The following is a 22,914-nucleotide window of genomic DNA, read 5'->3' as shown; positions in this document are numbered from 1 at the left end:
AGGCCGGGGGCGCAGCCGGCCTTGCGCAACCTAATCTAGCGTCCCCGCCGCTTCGCGCACGCGGTGGCTCTACTCCGCAGCTTCCAGCTCCGCGGGAGCGGCCGCCGCTTTTGGATTGGCGTTGCCAAATGTCAGCACGCCGTCGGCAATCGCACCGGTGCGCATGTCGATCCGGTCCTGCACATAATTCTGGCTGAGCCGCCAAGGCAGGGCGGCCGTGCTTTTCGGCATGATGTGCAGCGAGCGCTGGATATAGCCCGACGAGAAGTCGAAGACATTTTCCTCGACGAGGCTCGACGGATCGGCGAGCGCTGGCGTCGCGACAGTGGTGCCCGTGTCGCGCATATGATTGAGCACGCGGCAGACATATTCGGATACGATGTCGGCGCGGAGCGTCCAGCTTGCATTGAGATAACCGAACACGGCCGAAAAGTTCGGAACGTTCGAAAACATGCATGCCTTGTAATAGAAATGATCGTGCCAGTTGACCGGTACGCCATCGACACGGACCGGAATCTTGCCCGCGACCGCGAGCTTGAGCCCCGTCGCCGTGATGATGATGTCAGCATCGAGATGCTTGCCCGATTTGAGCTGGATGCCGGTCGCGTCGAATTTTTCGATATGATCGGTCACGACCGACGCCTTGTCGGCCTTCATCGCTTCGAAGAAATCGGCGTCGGGGACGAGGCACAGCCGCTGGTCCCACGGGTCGTAAGGCGGCGTGAACGCTTTCTCGTCATAGCGGTCGCCAAGCGCTGCCTTCAATTTCTTGGTCAGGAAATCCTTGACCTTTTGCGGCTGGGTTCGCGCGCGGCGGAAGCTGATGTCCTGCAACTTCACATTCTTGTAGCGGGTGATCTTGTAGGCGAGTTCCTCGGGCAGGATCTTGCGTAGGAAATTGGCAAATCCGTCCTTCGCCGGGCGGATGAAATACCACGTCGGCGTGCGCTGGAGCATGGTGACGTGCGCGGCTTCCTTCATCGAGGGAACGATCGTCACCGCGGTCGCGCCCGATCCGATCACCACGACCTTCTTGTCCTTGTAATCGAGATCTTTCGGCCAGAATTGCGGGTGGATGATCTGGCCCTTGAAATCCTCGCGGCCCGCGAACTGGGCATCGAAGGGTTCGTCATAGTCGTAATAGCCCGAGCCGAGATAAAGCCAGCGCGCCGTTGTCGTCGACGTCCGGCCCGTGCTGTCCTCTATCGTCACCGTCCAGCGCGCGGCGGCGCTGTCCCAGTCTGCCCCGACGACCTTGCTGTCGAAACGGATGCGCTCGCGGATATGGCGTTCGTCGACGATGCGGTTCAGATATTCGAGGATCGAGGGACCGTCGGCGATCGACTTTTCATGCTTCCAGGGTTCGAAGACGAAGCCCAATGTGTGCATGTCGCTGTCCGACCGGATTCCGGGATAACGAAACAGGTCCCAGGTACCGCCCAGCTGTTCGCGGCGTTCGACGAGGGAAAAGCTGCGATCGGGGCAGTTCATCTGGAGATGCACCGCCATGCCGATGCCCGAAATGCCGGCGCCGACGATCAGCACATCCTGATCGACTGGTGCAGCCTTCGCGTCCGCGGAGCGTTCCATCGTCGCCGTACTTGCCATTTCCTGTCTCCCGACCATGTTTTGGAGGCAGCTTACGCACCGCGTTGCATTTTGCAATCGAATTGACGTTTACGGAAACTGCGCCTAGCGAGCGCAACCCTGCCTTGTGACTGTCACAAAATCGTCATATAGGCGAAACCCTTTTGTAACCATCCGGCCGCTCAGCCGCCTTAAATCATGGAAAGGATTGAGCATATGCGACAGATCGCCGTCCTTCCCTATCGATTCGGGGGGCCGCAGCAGGACGGACCGACCGAAATCCTGCTTATTACCTCACGCGAGACGAAGCGCTGGGTGGTGCCCAAGGGCAATCCGCTGACCGGCATGACGCGCCACGCCGCCGCGGCGGTCGAGGCCGAGGAAGAGGCCGGCGTTATCGGCGCGGTGTGTCCGACGCCGATCGGCAGCTATGAATATCGCAAACGCCGCGCGAACGGCGCGTCGATAATGTATAATGTCGAGGTTTTTCCGCTCGCCGTGACCAACGAACTCGATGACTGGAAGGAAATGGACGAGCGCGACCGCAAATGGTTCGCGTTCGACGACGCCGCCTCGGCGGTCGACGAGCCCGATTTACAGGCATTGATCCGCTCCTTTGGCGACAGCGGCTTTCGCGCCGCGGCCCAGCCGCGCGGGGTGGTCGAAAATGTAGCAAACAAGACAGGGGTTGGCTGGATGTTCGCATGGTTTCAGCGTTTGCTGCCGCGACAGGGAAATTTCTTTGAATTGTTCGAAAGCCACGCCGCGACACTGGTCGCCGGGGCGAATGCCCTGTCGCGGATGCTGCAGGGTGGCGAGGGCATGGCCGACCATGTCCAGGAGATCATCGAGCGCGAGCATGACGCCGACGCAATCACGCGCGAGGTATTGCAGACCGTCCGCCGCACCTTCCTGACGCCGTTCGACCGCAGCGCGATCACCGACCTTATCGCCTCGATGGACGATGCGATCGACGAGATGCAGAAGACCGCGGGCGCCGTCGACCTCTACGACGTCACCGAGTTCGAGCCTGAAATGCGCGACATGGCCGGCATCATCGTCGATGCGGCGCGGCTGACTGCCGAGGCTCTCCCGCTGCTCCGCAATATTTCGGCCAATGGCCCGCGCCTCCACGAACTCACCGAGCGGCTCGTCCGGATGGAGGGCCATGCCGACGAAATCCATGCGGCGGGCCTCAAGCGCCTGTTCAAGGAGCATGGCGAAGCGAACCCGACGCGCTTCCTGATCGCGCGCGAACTCTTTCGCCACCTCGAACGCGTCACCGACAGTTTCGAGGATGTCGCGAACGAAATCGACGGCCTGGTCATCGACCACGCGTAAGCGGGGGCGTCCTCCATGCACGAACTCGCCTTTCCTCTTCTCGTCGGCCTTGTTATCCTGGCGCTGGCGTTCGACTTCCTGAACGGGCTGCACGATGCCGCGAACAGCATTGCAACGGTCGTCGCGACGCGGTTGCTGCGCCCGGTGCAGGCGGTGCTTTTCGCCGCCTTCTTCAACTTCGCCGCTTATTTCCTGTCGATCGTCTTCCCCGAACTGCACAAGGTTGCCGAAACGATCGGCAAGGGGATCATCGACAAGGATCTGGTGACCCCCGCGGTCGTGTTCGGCGCGCTTGTCGGCGCGATGTTCTGGAACGTCGTGACCTGGCTTAAAGGCATCCCCTCCTCGTCGAGCCACGCGCTCGTCGGCGGCATCGTCGGAGCGGGCGTCGCGCATGCCGGTTTCGAGGGGATCGAGTGGACCGGACTCAACAAGACGGTGATTGCGATCTTCCTGTCGCCGCTGCTCGGCATGCTGCTGGCCATGCTGGTGATGCTGGTCAGCAGTTGGGCGCTGCACCGCGCGACCGCCAAATTCGCGGAAAAGACGTTCCGCCACCTGCATCTTCTCTCGTCGGCCGCCTATTCGATCAGCCACGGGCTGAACGATGCGCAAAAGACGATGGGGATCATCACCGTGCTTCTCTATTCGACCGGCTATCTCGGCGGCGAATTCCACGTCCCGCATTGGGTCGCGTTCAGCTGTTACATTGCGATCGCGCTCGGCACGCTGTCGGGCGGGTGGAAGATCATCGAGACGATGGGCGGCCGGATTACCAAACTATCGCACCATCAGGGCTTCGCGGCGTCGACCGGCGGGTCGATCATGGTTTTCACCGCCAGCCTGCTCGGCATTCCGGTCTCGACGACGCACACGATCACCGGCAGCATCATCGGCGCGGGCGTCGCGCGCCGCGCGAGCGCGGTACGCTGGGGCGTCGCGGGCAATGTCGTCGCGGCATGGTTCATCACCATCCCCGCAAGCGCGATCGTCGCCGCGATCTTCTATGCGATCACACGCCTCTTCTGATCATTTCGACGGGCGGTAATCCACGCTCGCTCCGCCGACCATACGCACGGGCAGGTACAGGCCGTTGCCATAGGCCTTGATCGTGCCGATTTCGAACCCGTCGATGTCGGTGCGGATGACAAAGGCGCCTTCGCGCCGCTGGTCGACCGCGCGTTTGATCTTGCCCTGCAATTCGCCAAGGTCACGGGTGAAATTCTGGGTCAAGGCATTGGCGATCAGCGGTGCGAAGCCGGGGCTTTGACCCAGCGCCACCAGCAAATCGCCGCCCACACCATCAGTATCACCGTTGATGACCAGGTCGGTAAAGCGCACCTCGGCTGACCCAGCTGCGTTGACCGGCACCGCGGTCATCCAGATCCGGCCCCGCGTCGGTTCGCCGCTCCGACTGGCAAGCCGCATCGAGACATCGACGCCCAGCGCGACGCGGCCATCCGGCGCGCCATAGATTGTCGATGGTCCGAATTTGACCATCATCGACCCCAGTTCGGGCAGGTCGAACGGCCGCGCCGATCGTTTCAGCAGCGCGCGATCGACCACCGGTTGCAACTGCGCATAGTCGGCCAGCACCGGAACCCGCACGTCGAAATGCGGCGTCGGTTTTTCGCGAACCATGTTCGGCAATGGCGTGGGTGCGGGATCGGCAGGGCGGTCCGAAACAAAGGTCTCGGTAATCGCCTCCAGCCCCAGGTTGAGCCGCATCCGCTGGCCCTCCATCCGATACCCGCCATACAGAATGCGCTGGGGTGTCACGCGCACCCACACCGGCGGGTTTTCGCGATTAAGCTGGAGCGCGGTAAAGCTCTGCCGCCACACCTCCGACGCCTGTTTGCGGATGTTGACCCGCGCGATCTCTTGAGCAACCTCGCGCTCGACGTCGCGAACGACGGGTTTCAGCTTGGCATCGGCCTCGTCGGTAAAGGTGATACGCTTGCCCAGGAAATCGATCCCCGGCGCCTTGGTCCAGCCATAGCTGATCCGCGCCGAGCCGCGGGTGCGCCAGTCGGGGGTGACGTCGATCTTGACCCGGGCATGCGCCATCGCCGCGCCGGTCGCGGTCTCGCCCTTCAGCACCCCGCCGATGTCGCGCGCCGCGATCGTGGCGTTCAGCGGGACGTCAACGACAATCTCGTCGCCCTCGCCGCGCAGCCGCAGCGGACCGCGTGTGACGCGCCCGACGATGGTGCAGGGGATCGGCGGGGTGACCTTGACCTTCTTGCCAAACAGCTTGACCCGCTGCGGCGGCACGCACGCGCGTTCGCGCCGGTTGATCGTCCACAGCGTCCTTGGCACTGCGCGCTCCAGCGCCCGCTTTAATGCGGTGGTATCGGCATCGATCGGCACCGCGATCAGCGACTTTTGTGACGGCGACGGCGCCCGCTCGGTCGACCGGGGCGGTGCTTCGACCGCGACCTTGCGGTCGCATGCCGCCAGCAACGATGCCGCGACTATCGCAACGGCCAGTGATTTGATCGCTCGCATGTCTCGGCCCCCGATTGATGCCTTCGTGGTAACACCAATCGGTAAAGGTCGTTCCAACAAACTGGGGATTATCCGCGCACCGCTCCGAACAGATCGTGCTCGTCGGCATCCTCGATCGCGACATCGACGATATCGCCGGCCTTCATCGTCGCGGCGACGTCGCGGAGGTAGACATGGCCGTCGATCTCGGGCGCGTCGGCCTGTGACCGGCCCGTCGCGCCGATGCTGCCGTCCTCGTCGGCCTCGCCGACTTCGTCGATGATCACGGGCAGGGTGCGGCCGATCTTGGCTTCGAGTTTCGCGGCGCTGATCGCGGCGGTTTTCGCCATGATGCGCTGGAAGCGTTCTTCCTTGACCTCTTCGGGGACCGGATTGTCGAGCGCATTCGCCTGTGCGCCCGCGACGGGTTCGAAGCGGAAGGCGCCGACGCGGTCGAGCTGCGCTTCGTCGAGCCAGTCGAGGAGATACCGGAAATCCTCCTCGGTCTCGCCGGGGAAGCCGACGACGAAGCTCGAGCGGATCGAAATGTCGGGCGCGATCGCGCGCCAGTTCTTCAGCCGTTCGAGCACCTTCGCTTCGTTCGCGGGGCGCTTCATGCGCTTGAGGACCGCGGGGCTTGCATGCTGGAATGGGATATCGAGGTAGGGGGTCAGCAGACCCTCCGCCATCAGTGGGATCACCGCATCGACGTGCGGATAGGGATAGACATAGTGGAGGCGCACCCATGGCGCGCGGCCCTCGCTCGTGCGGAGCTGGCCGAGTTCGCGCGCGAGATCGGTCATGTGGGCGCGAACCTCGCGGCCGTGCCACTGACGCGGGTCGTGGCGGATGTCGACGCCGTACGCCGACGTATCCTGGCTGATGACGAGCAATTCCTTCGTGCCAGCAGCGACCAACTTTTCGGCCTCGCGCAGCACCGCATCGATGCGCCGCGAGACGAGTTTTCCGCGGAGATCGGGGATGATGCAGAAGGAGCAGCTATGGTTGCAGCCTTCGGATATCTTCAGGTAACTATAGTGCCGCGGCGTCAGTTTCAGCCCGCCCTCGGGCACCAGATCGATGAACGGTCCTTGGGTGGGCGGCGCGGCGTCGTGGACGGCGTCGACGACCTGTTCATACTGATGCGCGCCGGTGACCGCGAGGACGTTCGGGAAGCGCGCGCGGATCACCTCGGCCTCATTGCCCATGCAGCCCGTGACGATGACGCGGCCGTTTTCGGCCATCGCTTCGCCGATTGCCTCGAGGCTTTCTTCCTTCGCCGAATCGAGGAAGCCGCAGGTGTTGACGAGCACGACATCGGCGCCCGCATAATCGGGCGAGAGGCCATAGCCGTCGGCGCGCAGCTTGGTCAGAATCCGTTCGCTGTCGACGAGCGCCTTGGGGCAGCCGAGCGAAACCATGCCGACCTTCGGCTGGGTGGGGAGCGTTTTGACTGTCATGATTGGCGGCGCCCATAGTCGATTTTGCGGCGCTTGTCACGCGCGCCGCACGGGGGCATGGAGCAAGCGGTTCGGATGAAAGGGCAGAGTATATGGCAATCGGAGCGTTTGCGGCGATTTCGGCGGCGATGGCCGTCGCGGCGGGCGCGTTCGGCGCGCATGGCGCGTCGGGGCCGCAGGAGGCCGAATGGTTGCGCACCGGCGGGCTCTATCAGCTCGTCCACGCGGTCGCGGCGCTCGCGATCATGGCCTTCGCACGCGGTCCGGCGATCATGCTGCTCGCCGGCGCGGCGACCTTTTCGATCACCCTGTATGCGATGGCATTGGGTGCACCACGCTGGCTGGGCGCGGTGACGCCGATCGGCGGCGGCCTGCTGATCCTCGGCTGGCTTTGGGCGGGCTGGCTTTACTGGCGGATTTAACCGCCGGGAACGCTCGCTTCGCTATCTTCGCAGCGCACGACTTCGACGATCTGGTCGCCGGTCTCGAGTCGCTGAACCTCGGGCTCCCAGAATCCATAGGGTTTCCCAGCACGATAGACGCGCAGGCCGCGGCCGCCGCTCGATAGCTGATCGAGACCGCGGCCGATTTCGTCGATTTCGACCGGGCGTTCGCGCAGTTGGACGCGGCCGCCGATGCTGGCGAGGTCGGCCATATAATCGGCGACATGCGCGCCCTGCGCCGATCCCGCGAGCAGCAGGCCGGTGAAGCTGACCGGGTTGATGACATTGTTCGCGCCCGCCTGCCGCGCGAGTAGTTCGTTGTCCTGCGCGCGGATCACCACGCTGATCGGGACACGCGGGGCAAGGTGGCGGACGGTGAGCACGATCAGAATCGACGTGTCGTCGCGGCCCGCCGAGACGAGCACCGATTGTGCTTCATTGATCCGCACATCGACCAACGTGTCGTCGTTCGATGCATCGCCCTCGAGCACGTTGCAGCCTGCCGCTTCTGCGGCATTGATCCGGCCCGGCGACTGGTCGATCACGACGATGCATGAGGGGTCGGTCCCGCGCTTGATCAGTTCGTGCACCGCCTCGCCGCCGCTGACGCCATAGCCGAGGACGACGATATGGTTGGTGAGTTTGGACTGGATGCGGGCCATACGCCATTTTTCCCATGTGCGTTTGATGACGAAATTATAGGCAGTGCCCACGAAGATGAAGAGCACCGCGATGCGGATCGGCGTCACGATGACCGCTTCGATCAGTCGCGACCGGTCCGATATCGGGGCGATGTCGCCGAACCCGGTCGTCGTGACCGAGATCATCGTGAAATAGACGACATCGAGGAAGCTGATATGACCGTCATGATGGTCGATCAAGCCGTCGCGATCGATCCAGTGGACGAGTACGACCACCCCGATCAACAGGAAGGCGACGCCGAGCCGGGTGATCAGGTCAGCCCAGACCGGCCATTTGCTGGCACGTTTGAGCAGCTGAAACTGGTGCGGCAGCTTCAGCCTGTCGGACGGCTTGCGGCTCATCGGGGCGGCAACTGCTTCATCGGATCGACAGGTATGCGATTTTTGCGCAGCTGGAAATGGAGTTGCGACGTCTGGACCTGGCCCGTCGCACCGGCGCGGCCGATCACATCGCCCATCCGCACCGTCTGGCCGCGCTTCACGTCGATCCGTCCCGCATGACCATAGGCGCTGACCCAGCCGCTGCCATGGTTGATCAGGATCAGCCCGCCATACACGCCGATCTGGTCGCCCGCATAGGCGACGACACCGTTCGCCGTCGCGCGAATCGGGGTGCCGGCAGCTGCGGCGATATTGATCCCGTCGCTGACCTTGCCCGGCGCGATGGGGCCGAACCGCGCGAGGATCGGGCCGTGGAGCGGCCATTCGAAGCGTCCGGTGAAATAGGCGGGATTGGCTATCGCGGTGGTCACGGGCTTGCGCGGCGCGGCGGTCCCCGCGGCGGGCTTCCCGCTGGCGGCAAGCGCCGGCTGGCTGCCGGTCGCGATGTCGTCGATGTCGAGGCGGAAAGCCGCGGCGCGCGCGCCGACATCGACGGGGCCGCGCACCGGCCGCGCATCGGATGGCAGGCGCAGCCTCTGGCCGACACGCAAGATATAGGGTTCGCTGAGCGCGTTGACCGTGATGATCTCGCCCCAGTCGGCGGCATAGGCGGCGGCGATGCCGATGCCGGTCTCACCCGCCGCAACGCGATGATAGAGGCCGGCCGGAATGCGCAGTTCCTGCCCTGGACGCAGCATATACGGCGGGGCCAGGTCATTCTCGATCGCCAGTGCTTCGGACCCCGCGCCGGTCATTTCGCCGATCGCGCGCAGCGTGTCGCCGCGGCGGACGACATAGCTGCCCGCCGCCACTTGCACGGCGTTGGTCGTGACGGGTTTCAGGGTCCAGGTCGGTTTGGCGTCGCCGCCGACGACCTCGCCGCCGAAGATATCGTCGCGCACCGCCTCCTCGCGGCGCGGCGGCTCTTCGCGTGCGGGCCGCGAGGCCGGCGCCGGCGCGTCGACCGCGGGAATACAGCCGGCGAGCAAAAACGCCCCCGACAACAGCCAGATACGATGGTTGACGCCCCCCATGGCCGCTCTTTGCCAAAGCAGGGCGATGCTGGCTAGGCTTCTGTCCCGATATGGAACAGAAATTTCGATTTTTGGGCGCCGATCAGCCGCCGTAGGCGCCGCGCAGCGCCGCGAGCGACGCGTCGTGCGTCAGGTCGAGCTGGAGCGGGGTGACCGAAATATAGCGATCGTCGATCGCCTCCAGATCGCTGTCGTGCCCAAGGCTATGTTCGATGCCGTGCAGGCCGAACCAGTAATAGCGATAGCCGCGCGGGTCGGTGCCCTCGACGATCGAGCCGCGGCCATAATCGTGGAAACCCTGACGCGTGACGCGAATGCCCCGCACCTCGGCAGCCGGGAGGGCGGGGAAGTTGATGTTGATCAGCGTGCGCGGCGGCATGTCGTGATCCATCAGCGGACGCAGCACTTTGGCGCCCCACATTTCCGCCGCCTCGAACGGCACGCTGTCGCCCATGCCTTCCTTTGCATAAACCTGGCTGAGCGCGATCGAGCGGATCCCAGCAAGCGCGCCCTCGATCGCCGCCGATACGGTGCCCGAGTAAGTGATGTCGTCGCCAAGGTTCGCGCCGCGGTTGACGCCCGAGAGGATGAGGTCGGGCTTTTCGGGCATCAGCTTGCCAATCGCCATCATCACCGAATCGGTGGGGGTGCCGCTGCACGACCAGCGGCGTGGCCCATGTTCGCGGATGCGCACCGGGCGCGACAGGGTGAGCGAGTGGCCGGCGCCCGACTGTTCCTCGGCCGGGGCGCAAATCCAGATGTCGTCCGAAAGCTGGCGCGCGATCGCCTCCAGCACGGCCATGCCGGGGGCGTGATAACCGTCGTCGTTGGTGAGGAGGATGCGCACGTTTTGTTTCTCTCTTTCTTCGTCATCCCGGACTTGATCCGGGATCCGTTCGGCGCCGGCGTCGTGGACCCCGGATCAAGTCCGGGATGATGATGCCCTAGTTGGCCGGCGTCAGCCGGGTGACGCCGCCCATATACGGGAGCAATGCCTTTGGAATGTCGACGCTGCCGTCGGCCTGCTGATAGTTTTCGAGGATTGCCACCAGCGTCCGCCCGACGGCGAGGCCCGAGCCGTTGAGCGTATGGACGAACTCGTTGCCCTTGACCTCCTCGCGGCGGAAGCGCGTGTTCATACGGCGCGCCTGGAAGTCGCCGCAGTTCGAGCAGCTCGAAATCTCGCGGTAGCTGTTTTGGCCCGGCAACCAGACTTCGAGATCATAGGTCTTGCGCGCGGCAAAACCCATGTCGCCCGCGCACAGCAGCATCTTGCGGTATGGCAGCTCGAGCGCCTCGAGGATTTGCTCCGCCGCGCGCGTTTTGCGTTCGAGTTCGGCGTCGCTGTCTTCGGGGCGGGTGATCGAAACCAGCTCGACCTTCCAGAACTGGTGCTGGCGAATATAGCCGCGCGTGTCGCGGCCCGCTGACCCCGCTTCGGAGCGGAAGCAGGGGGTGAGCGCGGTCATGCGGATCGGCAGCTCGGTCTCGGGCAATATCTCTTCGCGCACCGCATTGGTCAGGCTCATTTCGGAGGTCGAGATGAGCCAGCGCCCGTCGGTGGTCTGGAACAGGTCCTCGCGGAATTTCGGAAGCTGCGTCGTCCCGAACGCCGCTTCGTCGCGGACCATCAGCGGGGTCGCGCATTCGGTGTAGCCCGCCTCATGGGTTTGCCGGTCGATCATGAGCTGGCCGATCGCGCGTTCGAGCCGCGCCATCTGGCCCTTCAGGAAGGCGAAGCGCGCACCCGACATCTTTGCCGCAGTCTCGAAATCGAGCCCGAGCGCAGGTGCGAAATCGGCATGTTCCTGCGGCGCGAAATCGAAGCTGCGCGGGGTGCCCCAGCGCGAAATTTCGACATTGCCCTCCTCATCCTCGCCATCGGGCACATCGTCGGCGGGGAGGTTGGGCAGCGCGGCGAGCCGGTCGTGCAGCGCGGCGAGCTGCACGCGCTCGGCCTCTTCCCGGGCGGGGAGCGATGTCTTGAGGTCGGCGACCTCGGCCTTCAGCGCCTCGGCCTTGTCCCTGTCGCCCGCGGCCATCGCCTGACCGATCAGCTTCGACGCTTCGTTGCGGCGCGCGAGCGCGGCCTGAATTTCGGTCTGCAAAGCGCGCAGCGAGGCGTCCATGGCGAGGATCTCGGCGGACAGGGGTTCGAGACCGCGGCGGACGAGGCCGGCGTCGAAGGCTTGCGGGTGATCCCGGATCAGGCGGATATCGTGCATGGCGGCGCTATGGCGTTGCCGTTCGCGCGGCGCAAGCCCGTTACGGGCGCGACGATGTCCAGGCTGTCGCCGATGCCGTCGGGCGCCCGGAATCAAAAAGGGCCGCCCCGTAGGACGGCCCCAGTTCGGTGGTCCGGGTCAGCCCCGAAAACCGCCAGTGGATTTCATCACGCCGCGTTGGCGTCGTCGTCGTTGCGGTTCGCCGCGCGGCGCCGCGCGACGAGCGCCGCCGCCGCGGCCCCGAACAGCAGCATCATCGGCGGTGCGGGAACCGGCGTCGGATCGCCCGACGAACCACCGTTGCTGCTGCCGCCCGAGCTGGACGAGGACGACGAAGACGAGGAGGAACTGCTGCTCGACGACGAGGAAGACGAGCTGCTCGTCGTGCCGAAGCTGCTGCTGCCCCCGGTCGCGCCCGACGAGGTCGCGCCGCTCGACGTACTGCTGCTCGACGAAGACGAGGAAGAAGAGGAGGACGAGCTCGAGCTGCCGCCCTTCGACGAACCGCCCCAGCCCGAACTGCCGTGCGACGAACCATGCGACGATCCGTGCGAGGAGCCATGCGACGAACCATGTGACGATCCGTGCGAGCTGCCGCCCTTCGACGAGCCGCCCGATGAGGACGAGCTCGACGAGGAAGAAGAGGAGGATGAGGACGAACTCGACGAAGAGCTGCTGCTCGAGGACGAGGTGCTGACGTTGCCCGACGACGTCGACACATTACCCGAAGAAGTCGAGACGTTGCCCGACGATGTCGAGACATTGCCCGACGAGGTGCTGACGCTGCCCGTCGAGGTTGAAACCCCGCCGGTCGAGGTGGAGACGCCGCCAGTCGAAGTCGAAACGCTGCCGGTCGAGGTCGAAACGCCCGACGACGTCGACACGCTGCCGGTCGATGTGGATACGCCCGATGATGTGCTGGTCGAGGTGCTGACACCGCCCGTCGTCGTCGAGGTGACGACGATGCTGCCGCTGCTGCCGCCGCCCGAGCTGCCGCCGAAGAAACCGCCGAAGAAGCCGCCGCCGAAACCGCCGCCGAAGCCGCCACCGATCACGGTGACGCCGCCGCCGCTGCCGCCGCCTTCAAAACCGCCGCGCTGCGGGAAGGGCGCATAAGGGATCGGCGGCAACGGGATCGTCTGCGTCACGACCTGCGTCTGCGGCGTCGCGGTCCGGATCACCTTTTTCGTCGTGACGACGCGGCGGACGCGCTTCACCGGCTTGCGGGCCGCATGGCGCTTGCGCACGACCTTCTTCTTGGCGACGCACGGCGAGCAGGACTGGACCTGCGCCCGCGCCTTCGGAACGTCGGCGATCTGCATCGCACCGCTACCGATGATTGCCCCCCCGCAGGTGCAGGCGCAAAGCTTGGCAAGGGCCATTCGGACAGACATAGGCTTCTCTTTCTTTCCCGTTGCAGGTGCGAAGCGTCCCTCGACCGACACCCAATTTCACCTTCGCTATAACCCAAAAGGCCAAAGCTTTGTGAACGCGGCAATCGCGTTAACCGCGTTTGCCTGTCCGACAGCGGGAAAAGGGCGCCGGAATCAATCAAAATCGCGGTATCTGTCCCAAAACAGAACGGAATCTGCAACGATTCTATGCAATTGGTTAATCTTCGGCCCTAAATCGAGGTTGGCTCGGGCCGACCGGCTGCTCAACTTGCGAGCGGGAATCACCGGCCGGAGGGCGCCGGTTCAGCCTTGCTTCACGCGGTCGATGCAATGCGCTGCTTCGGCGCTTGTATCGTGACCAGTGGCTGGTTATAGGCGCGCCACTCCCTGCACCGCTTGGCGGTCCGCGGGGTGACAGGAAAGGACGCGAGAGCCCCTCATGCCGACCAAGATTGCCGATGTTGGCGCAGACGCGCTTCGCGAAGCCAAATCCAATCTCGATTCGGATTATGTCCCCAGCGACGACGAAGAGTTCATGAACGAGCGGCAGCGAGATTATTTTCGCGGCCTGCTGCTCGCCTGGAAAAAATCGATCCTGTCCGAATCCGAATCGACGCTGGCGCATCTTCAGGACGGTCCGCTGCGCGAACCCGACCTTGCCGACCGCGCGTCGAGCGAGACCGACTGGGCGATCGAACTGCGCACCCGTGACCGCCAGCGCAAGCTGATTGCCAAGATCGATTCGGCGATCCGCCGTATCGACGAGGGCGAATATGGCTATTGCGCGGTGACCGGCGAACCGATCTCGCTGGCGCGCCTGCAGGCCCGTCCGATCGCGACGATGACGCTGGAGGCGCAGGAACGCCACGAGCGCAACGAACGGATTTCACGCGAAGATTGATCGCGCCGGGGACGGCGCCATTTACGATTCCGCAACGACCAGCGCCTAGATTCGCCGCCTGACATTCAACGCGGGGAACGGGTCGCAATGGAATCGCGCGTACCAACAACAGTCGACGAAGAAGTCGCCGCGCTGTCGCGCGGCGCCGACCGGGACAGCCTGTTCATGCAGGCCAGCCTGACCGTGCCCGGCAAGAGCGGGGGCGTCGTCGTGCGCGTGCGCAACCTGTCTGCTGGTGGCATGCTCGCCGAGGGCAAGGTCCGGATCGAACAGGGCGACACGGTCGAAGTCGAACTGCGCAACGTCGGTCCGGTTCCGGGGCGCGTCGTCTGGGCCGGCGAGGGCAAGTTCGGCATTGCGTTCGACCGGCCGGTCGATCCGCAGGCGGTCCGTCGTCAGGTGGTTTCGGAGTCCGATCTGCCGCCGCATCTGCGGCGCACCGGCCTCGAACGGGGGCCCTTTTACCGCCGACGCTGATGCGTCCTCGATGGGGCGGCATCAGCGGGCGGTCGTCGCGATCGTCAGGCGATCGCGAGCATCTCTTCCTTGATCTTCAGCTTTTGCTTTTTCATCTGGGCCAGCACGCCTGCGTCGGGGCAGGGGCGGCGTTCTTCATTCGCAATTTTCTCGTCGAGGTCCGCATGGCGGGACTTCAGGGCGGAAAGGTGCGACGTGCTCATATGCCATTCTCCTTTTTCGACTCGATTGGCAGGCCCGAGTAAATCACGAATCGGGCGGAATGTCGTGGCGATTCGGTCAGCCGGTCCCGGTTGCAGACCAGTGGTGAACATGGCAGAGACCGGAGCGTGAGCCCCGAGGAAATCGCCCAGCGCCTGGAACTGCTTCGCGTCGAGCATCGCGATCTCGACGCCGCGATCATTGCGCTCGGCGGCGGCGCTGTTCCCGACCAGTTGCAACTCGCACGCCTCAAGAAACGCAAACTGCGGTTGCGCGACGAAATCGCCTGGTGCGAAGATCAGCTGCTCCCCGACATCATTGCCTGATGCTCGTAACGCCCTGAATCAAAACGGGACGGACGAGGCATCATATTTCATGGTTACCGCCATTGCGAAGTCGCCCGGGGACATGGCATCCCTGCGGCCATGGTCGGTGGGCGAACGGACATGATGGCGATGGCACGGCCGGTGCAGCGTGCGCAGGTGGAAAATCTCTATGTCGAGGCGATGCTGCTTGCCGACGAAGCGCACGCGGCCTTTGCCGCGCAGCGCGATCTGGGACGCGCGAACGGCGATGCCCTTGCGCAGATCGGCCTTGTCTGCGAATCGTTGAAGACGACGACGCGCCTGATGCATGTCATCGCATGGCTGCTGCATCGCCGCGCGATGTTTGTCGGCGATCCCGGCGCCGGGCCAAACGACAGCGCGGCGCGTATCGGCGAACCCGTCGTCGCCGACTGGGCGGTTTGCACGGGCTTTGACCTGTCGGTTCGCCGCATCATTTCCGCCAGCGAACGTCTGTTCGAACGGGTCGCGGCGATCGAGGCGGGGTGGGAAGCGCCGCCCCCGAAGCCGCCCGTCCAGGCGCTGCTTGCGCAACTGGAAGCGCGGCTCTGAAGGCTTGGCCAACGCCCCAAAACTGCCGCCAGGCCGACGGCCAATCGTCAGGGCAATCGCATCTCCAGCGCGGCCGACAGGTCCGCCAGCGCCTGTTCGCCGCTCGTCACCTTGATCGCGTGCATGCCGAGCGCCGCGGCGGGTTTGCAGTTGATACCAAGGTCGTCGAGATAGATGCATTCGGCGGGCTCGACGCCTAGCTTTTCGCACATCATCAGGTAAATTCGCGGGTCGGGCTTGCGCACGCCCGCCTTGCTCGATTCGATGACATGGACGAAGCGCGCCATGATGTCGGCGACCTCGATAGCGGCTTTCGCGCTGCGCGTCATGCCCGCGCCCTGGATGCCCATCTTGCCGCCCGGGACATTGTTCGTGATGCACGCGATGGTGAAGCCGCGCTCTTTCAGCGTGTCGAGCGTCGCGACCATGTCGGGGCGCACGGCGCCCGCGATGACCGCGAGCACCGCTTCGCCTTCGAGTTCGTGGCCAAGTGCGCGCGCTTCTTCGGCGAACAGCGCATCGAACGCCGCGGCGTCGATCTCGGCGCGTTCGAAGCGCGCCCAGGCATTGTCGTCGGGGTTGACCGCGTTGACGCGGCGGACGAAATCGCGCGGCAGCCCGCGCTCCTCTTCGAGCCGGTTGAACGCCTCGAAGGGCGAGGCGGTGATGACGCCGCCGAAGTCGAAGATGACAGTGGTGTAGCGAGACATGGGGAGGCTAGAGCGCAGATTGACGTTAACGTCAACTCCGGCCGTCAGGGTTCGACGACGATACCCTTCCTGGGGTCGGCCTGTCCCGAAAGCATCTCGTGATACGCCGCCAGCGCCGCGTCGCCACCGCTGCGCTTGTCGATCGACGTCAGCTGCGGGGCGACGTCCATGAAGGCGAGCCAAGCCTCGGCAATCTTCTGCCCGAACGCTGTACCGCCCCAGTCGGCGATGCGTTTCTGGCTGCGGCCGGGTGCGAAAAAGCCCTGCCGATCGGGCCCGGGAAGCGTGGCCCCGCCGGCGTCGGCATCCCAGTGCGACTTGCCGACGATGATTGAGGCTTTGAGGTTATTCCCGAAATGGCTGTGGACGACGCGCGTGACCGCGCCATTGCCCGCCATGTCGACCAATGCCGACGGCGTGGCGGGGTTGAGCGTAAGGATGTCGTCGTAGGCTATGACGCGGTCGTAAATGCGCTGCGCATCGAGGTCGGCGACATTGGCCTTGCTGGTAAGGCCGACGGTCTCGGGGCGGTGTCCGGCACGCCGCGCGAGCGAGAAGCCGAGCCCGATTGCGGTCTTGCTCGACGCGCTCGCGATCAGGATCTGGCTCGCGCCATAATCGTCCTCATCCTCGAACTGGTCGGCGATCAGCCAGCCGGTGAGGAAGAGCGGGCGGAAGACGGGCCAATAATCATGGTCGGCTGCGCGGTATTCAGCCAGCGCTTCGATCCGCTGATAATGGTTGTAGATGGGGGGCAGGGTGGTGCGGCGCGGGGTGACGTCGGTGAAGCCGCCTGGTCCTGCCTTGCCGACGGTCAGCACCGCGTCTTCGGCCATGGGATAATAGCCATAATATCGATCGCCGACCGCGACGCCCTCGGCATTGCTTTCGGTCACCGTTGCGAAGCCCCAGACCGGGAGCCGGCCGGGTTCGCTCCGTTCGGCGAAGAAATCCCAATAGCCCTGGTCGTTGCCGAACAACCCGGCGGGCTTGCCGAACACCGCGTACGTGATGTTGTTCGCGGTCATCGCATAGCTGTCGAGGTGGGCGCGGACCTGCCCTGGCGCGAGTGGCATGTCGGTGTCGACGACCAATTCGGCTTGCGTGATATCGTCGCGATCGATGTCGATCGCCCAGCGTTGTACGCTCATTGTCCGGACCCCTCCGATTGGCTTGCCCGCGAATGCGGGATGGCCGATAGTCATACAGATGGCGCCGCCCCTGACAATCGCGGTCAAACTCATCCACGAACCGGCTGGTCCCGGGGACGGCGCGGGCTTCCTTGTCGACCGGCTGTGGCCGCGCGGCGTTTCGAAGGAAAAAGCTGCGATCGCGGCCTGGCTCAAGCCGCTGTCGCCGAGCGATGCCTTGCGCAAGCGCTTCCATGGCGAGACCGCGGCTTCGGACGAGGCGTGGGACGCGTTTCGCTTCGACTATTTTGCCGAACTCGATGCGGGCGGCGATGCGGTGAAGGCGGCGCTCTTCACGCTCGACGCGGCGGCGCGGGCGGACCCCGTGACCTTGCTCTATGCCGCGAAAAATGAGGTGCGCAACAATGCCACCGCGCTCCGCGAATGGCTGGAGCGGTGCTAACCCACTGTCGTTCCGAGCAGCGAGCCGATCGCGATCGTTGCGGCCATGGCAAAGGCGCCCCAGAAGGTGACGCGCACGATAGGACGCAGCATCGGTGCCTTGCCTGCCCGCGCGCCGAGCGCGCCGAGAATCGCGAGGAAGATAAGCGACGCGCCCGACACCGTGAAAGGCAGCGTGTCGCCTTGGTCGACCAGCACCGTCGCCAGCGGCAGCGCTGCGCCGGTTGCGAAGCTCGCCGCAGAAGCCGCCGCCGCCTGCACTGGCCGCGCCGCCATCGCATCGGTCATGCCCAGTTCGTCGCGTAAATGCGTGTCGAGCGCATTATGCGCGGTGAGCTGTTCCGCGACCTCTTCGGCGAGCGCGCGGGTCAGCCCGCGCTCCTGATAGATTTGCGTCAGTTCCTCGAGCTCGAATTCGGGATCGGCGGCGAGGTGGCGTTTCTCCAGTTCGACGTCGGCCCTTTCGGCATCGCCCTGCGAACTCACCGACACATATTCGCCAGCCGCCATCGACATCGCGCCTGCGACGAGCCCCGCGGTGCCGGTGACGAGGATCGACGATTGCGACGCGCCCGCCGCGGCGACCCCGGCGATCAGGCTCGCGGTCGATACGATCCCGTCGTTGGCGCCGAGGATCGCGGCGCGCAGCCAGCCAACTCGCGTAACGGCGTGAGTTTCCTCGTGCATCGCGACCTCAATATTGCAGTTGCAGCCCCGGCCGCGCCCAGCGCGTTTTGACCAGCCGCCCGGTACCCGACAGGGTGAGATAGGCGTCCTGCCGGTCGGGCCCGCCGAAGGCGATGTTGGTGGTGAAGATGTCGTCGGTCGCGACGAACTCGACCAGTTCGCCCTGCGGCGACACGACGCTGATCCCGCATTCGCCGATCGTCGCGACGCAGATATTGCCGTTCGCCTCCATCGCGAGGCTGTCGAAGAATTTATAGCCTGCGGGGCGATAGAGCGGGATGCCGGGGCCGCCCGGACCCGCCGCATCGTCGACCTTGCCGGGGGCGACGATGTTGAACTGGGTCAGGCGGCAGGTGTAGGTTTCAGCGGCATAGAGCTTCGTCCCGTCGGGGGAAATGCCGATGCCGTTGGGGTTGTAACTCGGGAAAATCACCTCCTCGATGAAGCTGCCGTCGGCCTTGGCGTAGAAAATGCCGACGATATCGTGGCAGCGCGCGGCATAATCGACCTTGCCGTGATCGGTGAACCAGAAGCCGCCATGCGCGTCGAACATGATGTCGTTGGGGCCGCGCAGCACGACGCCATGGTCGCCCGATTTGTAGAGGACCTCGACTCCGCCCGTCTCGATGTCGATGCGCTCGATCCGTCCGCCCGAGTAATCGTCGGCGATGCCATGGGGGGCGAGGTAGCCGTTCGATTCGACGTAGTTGAACCCGCCGTTGTTGCAGCAATAAAGCTTGCCGTCGGGTCCGATCGCCAACCCGTTGGGGCCGCCGCCGGGGGTCGCGATGACCTGCTTCTTCCCGCCGGGCCAGCAGCGCGTGATGCGCTTCGCCTCGATCTCGACGATAATGACGCTGCCGTCGTCCATCACGACCGGTGCCTCGGGAAAGCGCAATCCGTCGGCGATCAGTTCAAACTCGGCCATCTTCGTCTCCCTTGCGTGTCTGTTCTGGCTGTGCTTTGCGGCCATCATGCCCGTTCGCACGCTCTTCGCCACAAATTTCTACGAAGCCGACATCGGTTCCCCCGACCTGCTCGAAGAGCTGGAGGAGAGCTGCCGCCTGTTCGCCGAAGAGGATGGCGCGGGCAAGGCGTGGAGCCGCGAGCATGGCTATAAGGGCTATACGAGCTATGCGAGCCTCGGCGACCTGCCCGAACGCGACCCGGCCTTTTACGACCTGAAGAAGCTCCTCGACAAAGAGGTCAGGGCCTTTGCCAAGGCATGTCATTTCGATTTGGCGAAACCGCTCAAGCTCGACAGCCTGTGGGTCAATATCCTGAAACCCGGCGGCACTCACAGCGGCCACATCCACCCGCACAGCATCGTGTCGGGCACCTTCTATGTCGCCGTCCCGCCGGGATCGGGCGCGCTCAAGCTCGAAGACCCGCGCCTGCCGATGTTGATGGCGGCGCCCGGACGCACCGACGACGCGCCCGAGCATCAGCGCCCCTTTATCTACGCCGAACCCGCCGCCGGCCGGGTGTTCCTGTGGGAAAGCTGGCTGCGGCACGAGGTGATGCCGCATTCGGGCAAGGGCGAACGGATCAGCATCAGCTTTAACTATCGCTGAGCCGGTCCTATATGGGCGCGATCTGACCATCCCCCATTCCCGTTCGTGTCGAGCGAAGTCGAGACACCCATCGGCGTGGAGCAAGGTCGAGGGGCATCTCGACTTCGCTCGATGCGAACGGATCAGACAGGATTAAGCCATATGACCGCGACCTACGACGCCGACCTCCAGCTCTTCATCAACGGTGCCTGGCGGAGCGGCGAAGGGCGCGACGAGCGGCCGGTCTATAATCCCGCGACGGCCGGCACGATCGCCGAACTGCCGGTCGCGACCGCCGCCGATCTCGACGAAGCGCTCGCGGCCGCGACACGCGGCTGGCCGGTCTGGCGCGCGAAGACGCCCGACGAGCGCGCCGCGCTGATGCACAAGGCCGCGGGGATCATTCGCGAACGCGTCGATCATATCGCCACCCTCCTGACGCTCGAGCAGGGTAAGCCGATCGGCGAGGCGCGCGGCGAAGTACTCTCGGCGGCCGGTCTGCTCGACTATTTCGCCGAGCAGGGTAAACGCATCGAGGGCCGTGTCCTTCAGCGCCCGCTCGGCCAGCGCGCGATGGTCACCAAACATCCGGTCGGTCCCGTCGCGGGCTTCAGCCCGTGGAACTTCCCGGTCAATCTGATGGTCAAGAAAATCGCGCCCGCGCTCGCCGCGGGCTGCGTCGTGATCGCGAAGGCCCCGGAGGAAACGCCGGGCTGCACCAGCGCGGTGATGCGCTGCATCGCCGACGCCGGCATCCCCGGCGACGTTGTCCAGCTCGTCTACGGCGACCCCGACATGATCAGCCGGCACCTGCTCGCGAGCCCGGTGATCCGCAAGGTCAGCTTCACCGGCTCGACCGCGGTCGGCAAACATCTGATGAAGCTTGCCGCCGACGGGGTGAAGCGGATCACGATGGAACTCGGCGGCCACGCGCCGGTGCTGATCTTCGACGATTGCGATCTCGAAACGACGCTCGACAGGGTCGTGTGGCAGAAGTTCCGCAATGCGGGACAGGTCTGCATCTCGCCGACGCGCTTCTATGTCCAGCAGGGTATCTACGACGCGTTCGTCAAGGGCTTTGCCGAGCGCACGGCGAAGGTGAAGATTGGCAGCGGCCTCGACCCCGACACGCAAATGGGCCCGCTTGCCAATGCGCGGCGCATCCCCGGCTTGGAGGCGCTGGTCGCCGATGCCAAGGCCAAGGGCGCGCGTGTGATCGCGGGCGGCGAGGCGACCGGCAACGGCTATTTCTTCCAGCCGACCGCGATCGCCGACGTGCCGCTGGAGGCCGATGCGATGAACAACGAACCCTTTGGCCCGATGGCGCTGATCCGCCCGTTCGGCACCGAGGAAGAGGCGCTCGAACAGGCGAACCGCTTGCCCTACGGCCTCGCGGCCTTTGCTTTCACCGAGAATGGGCGGCGCATCAACCGCATCGTCGACAGCATCGAAAGCGGCATGGTCGGGGTGAACAGCTTCGTCATCTCGGCGCTCGACGCGCCGTTCGGCGGGATCAAGGAATCGGGCTTCGGCAGCGAAAGCGGGCCAGAGGGCCTCGACGGCTATCTCGTCACCAAGGCGGTACATATCTATTGACGGTTCGTTGCCCCCGCCTTCGCGGGGGCGACGCTTAATCCCGCTCCAGCGCCACGAAATCGCGCGCCATCGGCGCGAGATGCGCGCCGCCATCGACGAAGATCGTCTGTCCTGTCACCGCTTCGGCGCGGGCGAGATACACGACCGCATCGGCGATTTCCGCGGGCATCGGTAGCGCGCCCAGCGGCATCCGTGCCGCCAGCCGCTCGACCTGCGCCGCCGAATAATCGTCGGTCGCCATCGTCAGTCCGGGCGCGACGGCATTGATGCGCGCGCGGTTCCCGAATGCGACGGCCAGCGTCGCCGTCGCTTGCCACAAAGCCGATTTCGACAGGCTGTAGGCGAGTTGGTCGGGAACGGGATTGCGCACGCGCTGGTCGACGATGTTGACGATCGCGGGGCGACCGCCTCCGCTTGCGGCGACAAGCGCTTTTGCCAGCATCACCGGTGCGGACAGATTGACCTGCATCATTTCGGCCAGCGCGGTGGCGGACAGATCCTGCCATTCGCCCTCGGCGAACAGCGCGGCATTGTTGACGAGCAGGTCGGGCACGCGGCCGAATTTTTCGATCACCGCCGGGATCAGACCGTCGACCGCCGCCGGATCGGCAAGGTTGGCGGCAAAGCGATGGCTCAGCGCACCGGTCTCGGCCAGTGCCTCGGCCAGCACCGGATCGGCTTCGCCCGGGCTGCGCTTGTGGATCGCCAGCGCATAGCCTTCGCGCGCGAGCCGCGCGGAAATAGCGGCGCCGACGCGGTGGAGCCCGCCCGTGACGAGAGCGAGCTTTTGCGTCATTTGCGCGCCCGCCGCATGGTGATGCCGATCTCTTCGCCTTCTTCGGCGATCGCGAGCTTGACGATTTTGACCTCGACCTCCTCGACCTTCTCGTCCTGCAGGAACAGCGTGTCGATGATATGATCGGCGACGCTTTCGATCAGCACGAAATGGACGTTCTTGGGAATGCCCTCTGTCGCCGCGAATTTGAGGTGCATGTAGTTTTTCGAGCGGCTGAGCGGCGTCGTCGGCTCGTAATGATCGGCCATCGCCAGCTTCGCCCGCACCGAGATGCGCAGCGGCTGCGGCAAATGCGTTTCTTCGGAGTAGATGCCGGTCAATACGTCGACGGTCAGCCCGGTCACTTCCAGCCACAATATATCGGTCACAAGAAAATCCTGTCGAACGGGCGCGACATTCGGCTTTGCAACGCCGACGCCGGACCCTAAAGCGCCGCCGCATTAGCGAAAGGG

The 22,914-nt window shown here is 64.8% G+C and carries 25 protein-coding genes; 11 read left to right on the top strand and 14 right to left on the bottom strand.

Annotated elements, in window-relative coordinates:
* Positions 1–69: 69 nt before the first annotated feature.
* On the bottom strand, positions 70–1,608 hold the full coding sequence (locus ATE71_RS13940) for a flavin-containing monooxygenase (protein WP_235588024.1): 1,539 nt from the start codon (positions 1,606–1,608) through the stop codon (positions 70–72).
* A gap of 195 nt (positions 1,609–1,803) precedes the next feature.
* Between ATE71_RS13940 and ATE71_RS13935 the strand changes: the two genes are divergently transcribed.
* Positions 1,804–2,928, top strand: coding sequence for a DUF47 family protein (locus tag ATE71_RS13935; protein WP_201022957.1), 1,125 nt, complete (start codon positions 1,804–1,806; stop codon positions 2,926–2,928).
* Between the two features lie 15 nt (positions 2,929–2,943).
* The gene (locus tag ATE71_RS13930) at positions 2,944–3,957 is read left to right on the top strand and encodes an inorganic phosphate transporter (RefSeq protein ID WP_058803972.1); all 1,014 of its coding nucleotides are present in this window, start codon (positions 2,944–2,946) and stop codon (positions 3,955–3,957) included.
* On the opposite strand, the gene ATE71_RS13925 is transcribed toward ATE71_RS13930, so the two are convergent.
* Together ATE71_RS13925 and rimO are read right to left on the bottom strand one after the other, a co-directional pair.
* Entirely contained in the window at positions 3,958–5,436 is a 1,479-nt protein-coding gene (locus tag ATE71_RS13925) for a DUF4403 family protein (protein ID WP_058803971.1), read from the bottom strand.
* A gap of 68 nt (positions 5,437–5,504) precedes the next feature.
* Positions 5,505–6,875, bottom strand: a complete 1,371-nt coding sequence (gene rimO / locus ATE71_RS13920) for a 30S ribosomal protein S12 methylthiotransferase RimO (RefSeq protein WP_058803970.1) — start codon at positions 6,873–6,875, stop codon at positions 5,505–5,507.
* 92 nt (positions 6,876–6,967) lie between these two features.
* Here rimO and ATE71_RS13915 point away from each other — a divergent pair, with 92 nt between their 5' ends.
* On the top strand, positions 6,968–7,297 hold the full coding sequence (locus tag ATE71_RS13915; RefSeq protein ID WP_058803969.1) for a DUF423 domain-containing protein: 330 nt from the start codon (positions 6,968–6,970) through the stop codon (positions 7,295–7,297).
* On the opposite strand, the gene ATE71_RS13910 is transcribed toward ATE71_RS13915, so the two are convergent.
* The 4 genes from ATE71_RS13910 to serS form a co-directional block, all read right to left on the bottom strand.
* Positions 7,294–8,361 (bottom strand): potassium channel family protein, encoded by a 1,068-nt coding sequence (locus tag ATE71_RS13910; RefSeq protein ID WP_058803968.1) that lies wholly within the window; start codon positions 8,359–8,361, stop codon positions 7,294–7,296. The genes ATE71_RS13915 and ATE71_RS13910 overlap by 4 nt on opposite strands.
* Positions 8,358–9,434, bottom strand: coding sequence for a M23 family metallopeptidase (locus tag ATE71_RS13905; RefSeq protein WP_058803967.1), 1,077 nt, complete (start codon positions 9,432–9,434; stop codon positions 8,358–8,360). The genes ATE71_RS13910 and ATE71_RS13905 overlap by 4 nt, the downstream gene beginning before the upstream one ends.
* An 82-nt stretch (positions 9,435–9,516) precedes the next feature.
* Positions 9,517–10,281, bottom strand: coding sequence for a 5'/3'-nucleotidase SurE (gene surE / locus ATE71_RS13900; RefSeq protein WP_058803966.1), 765 nt, complete (start codon positions 10,279–10,281; stop codon positions 9,517–9,519).
* 97 nt (positions 10,282–10,378) lie between these two features.
* Positions 10,379–11,659 carry a serine--tRNA ligase gene (gene serS, locus ATE71_RS13895; RefSeq protein ID WP_058803965.1) on the bottom strand — a complete coding sequence of 427 codons (1,281 nt, stop codon included), beginning with the start codon at positions 11,657–11,659 and terminating at the stop codon, positions 10,379–10,381.
* 177 nt (positions 11,660–11,836) lie between these two features.
* Here serS and ATE71_RS22735 point away from each other — a divergent pair, with 177 nt between their 5' ends.
* From ATE71_RS22735 to ATE71_RS13875, 3 genes are all read left to right on the top strand, one after another.
* The gene (locus tag ATE71_RS22735) at positions 11,837–12,775 is read left to right on the top strand and encodes a hypothetical protein (RefSeq protein WP_201022956.1); all 939 of its coding nucleotides are present in this window, start codon (positions 11,837–11,839) and stop codon (positions 12,773–12,775) included.
* Between the two features lie 717 nt (positions 12,776–13,492).
* Positions 13,493–13,954: an RNA polymerase-binding protein DksA gene (gene dksA / locus ATE71_RS13880; protein WP_058803964.1), complete on the top strand. Its 462-nt coding sequence runs from the start codon at positions 13,493–13,495 to the stop codon at positions 13,952–13,954.
* Between the two features lie 87 nt (positions 13,955–14,041).
* The gene (locus ATE71_RS13875) at positions 14,042–14,431 is read left to right on the top strand and encodes a PilZ domain-containing protein (RefSeq protein WP_058803963.1); all 390 of its coding nucleotides are present in this window, start codon (positions 14,042–14,044) and stop codon (positions 14,429–14,431) included.
* Positions 14,432–14,475: 44 nt separating this feature from the next.
* On the opposite strand, the gene ATE71_RS21770 is transcribed toward ATE71_RS13875, so the two are convergent.
* Entirely contained in the window at positions 14,476–14,634 is a 159-nt protein-coding gene (locus ATE71_RS21770) for a YdcH family protein (RefSeq protein ID WP_082665215.1), read from the bottom strand.
* Between the two features lie 126 nt (positions 14,635–14,760).
* Here ATE71_RS21770 and ATE71_RS13870 point away from each other — a divergent pair, with 126 nt between their 5' ends.
* Both ATE71_RS13870 and ATE71_RS13865 read left to right on the top strand, forming a co-directional pair.
* Complete coding sequence (locus tag ATE71_RS13870; RefSeq protein WP_058803962.1) at positions 14,761–14,958, top strand: YdcH family protein; 198 nt, start codon at positions 14,761–14,763, stop codon at positions 14,956–14,958.
* A 120-nt stretch (positions 14,959–15,078) separates the two neighbouring features.
* Positions 15,079–15,528 (top strand): DUF1465 family protein, encoded by a 450-nt coding sequence (locus ATE71_RS13865; protein ID WP_235588023.1) that lies wholly within the window; start codon positions 15,079–15,081, stop codon positions 15,526–15,528.
* Between the two features lie 47 nt (positions 15,529–15,575).
* Here the strand turns inward: ATE71_RS13865 and ATE71_RS13860 are convergent, their stop codons facing one another.
* Positions 15,576–16,238: an HAD-IA family hydrolase gene (locus ATE71_RS13860; RefSeq protein ID WP_058803961.1), complete on the bottom strand. Its 663-nt coding sequence runs from the start codon at positions 16,236–16,238 to the stop codon at positions 15,576–15,578.
* A 44-nt stretch (positions 16,239–16,282) separates the two neighbouring features.
* Positions 16,283–17,389, bottom strand: coding sequence for a DUF2855 family protein (locus ATE71_RS13855; RefSeq protein ID WP_058803960.1), 1,107 nt, complete (start codon positions 17,387–17,389; stop codon positions 16,283–16,285).
* Between the two features lie 58 nt (positions 17,390–17,447).
* On the opposite strand from ATE71_RS13855, the gene ATE71_RS13850 reads away from it, so the two are divergent.
* Positions 17,448–17,831: a DUF488 domain-containing protein gene (locus ATE71_RS13850; protein WP_058803959.1), complete on the top strand. Its 384-nt coding sequence runs from the start codon at positions 17,448–17,450 to the stop codon at positions 17,829–17,831.
* Here the strand turns inward: ATE71_RS13850 and ATE71_RS13845 are convergent.
* A complete protein-coding gene (locus tag ATE71_RS13845) occupies positions 17,828–18,517 on the bottom strand; it encodes a VIT family protein (protein WP_058803958.1) in 690 nt (229 codons plus the stop codon). The two genes, ATE71_RS13850 and ATE71_RS13845, sit on opposite strands and share 4 nt — an antisense overlap.
* 7 nt (positions 18,518–18,524) lie before the next feature.
* Positions 18,525–19,445, bottom strand: coding sequence for an SMP-30/gluconolactonase/LRE family protein (locus ATE71_RS13840; RefSeq protein ID WP_058804019.1), 921 nt, complete (start codon positions 19,443–19,445; stop codon positions 18,525–18,527).
* A 46-nt stretch (positions 19,446–19,491) separates the two neighbouring features.
* Between ATE71_RS13840 and ATE71_RS13835 the strand changes: the two genes are divergently transcribed.
* Complete coding sequence (locus ATE71_RS13835; protein WP_058803957.1) at positions 19,492–20,091, top strand: TIGR02466 family protein; 600 nt, start codon at positions 19,492–19,494, stop codon at positions 20,089–20,091.
* Positions 20,092–20,232: 141 nt separating this feature from the next.
* Positions 20,233–21,666 (top strand): NAD-dependent succinate-semialdehyde dehydrogenase, encoded by a 1,434-nt coding sequence (locus tag ATE71_RS13830; RefSeq protein ID WP_058803956.1) that lies wholly within the window; start codon positions 20,233–20,235, stop codon positions 21,664–21,666.
* 34 nt (positions 21,667–21,700) lie between these two features.
* Here the strand turns inward: ATE71_RS13830 and ATE71_RS13825 are convergent, their stop codons facing one another.
* Both ATE71_RS13825 and ATE71_RS13820 read right to left on the bottom strand, forming a co-directional pair.
* A complete protein-coding gene (locus ATE71_RS13825) occupies positions 21,701–22,462 on the bottom strand; it encodes an SDR family oxidoreductase (protein WP_058803955.1) in 762 nt (253 codons plus the stop codon).
* The gene (locus tag ATE71_RS13820; protein ID WP_058803954.1) at positions 22,459–22,830 is read right to left on the bottom strand and encodes a dihydroneopterin aldolase; all 372 of its coding nucleotides are present in this window, start codon (positions 22,828–22,830) and stop codon (positions 22,459–22,461) included. The genes ATE71_RS13825 and ATE71_RS13820 overlap by 4 nt, the downstream gene beginning before the upstream one ends.
* Positions 22,831–22,914: the final 84 nt, after the last annotated feature.

Source organism: Sphingopyxis sp. H115 (assembly GCF_001468465.1).
Taxonomy (GTDB): Bacteria; Pseudomonadota; Alphaproteobacteria; order Sphingomonadales; family Sphingomonadaceae; genus Sphingopyxis.
Note: the sequence above shows the minus strand (reverse complement) of the source record. Positions and strands in the feature narration are given on the sequence as shown.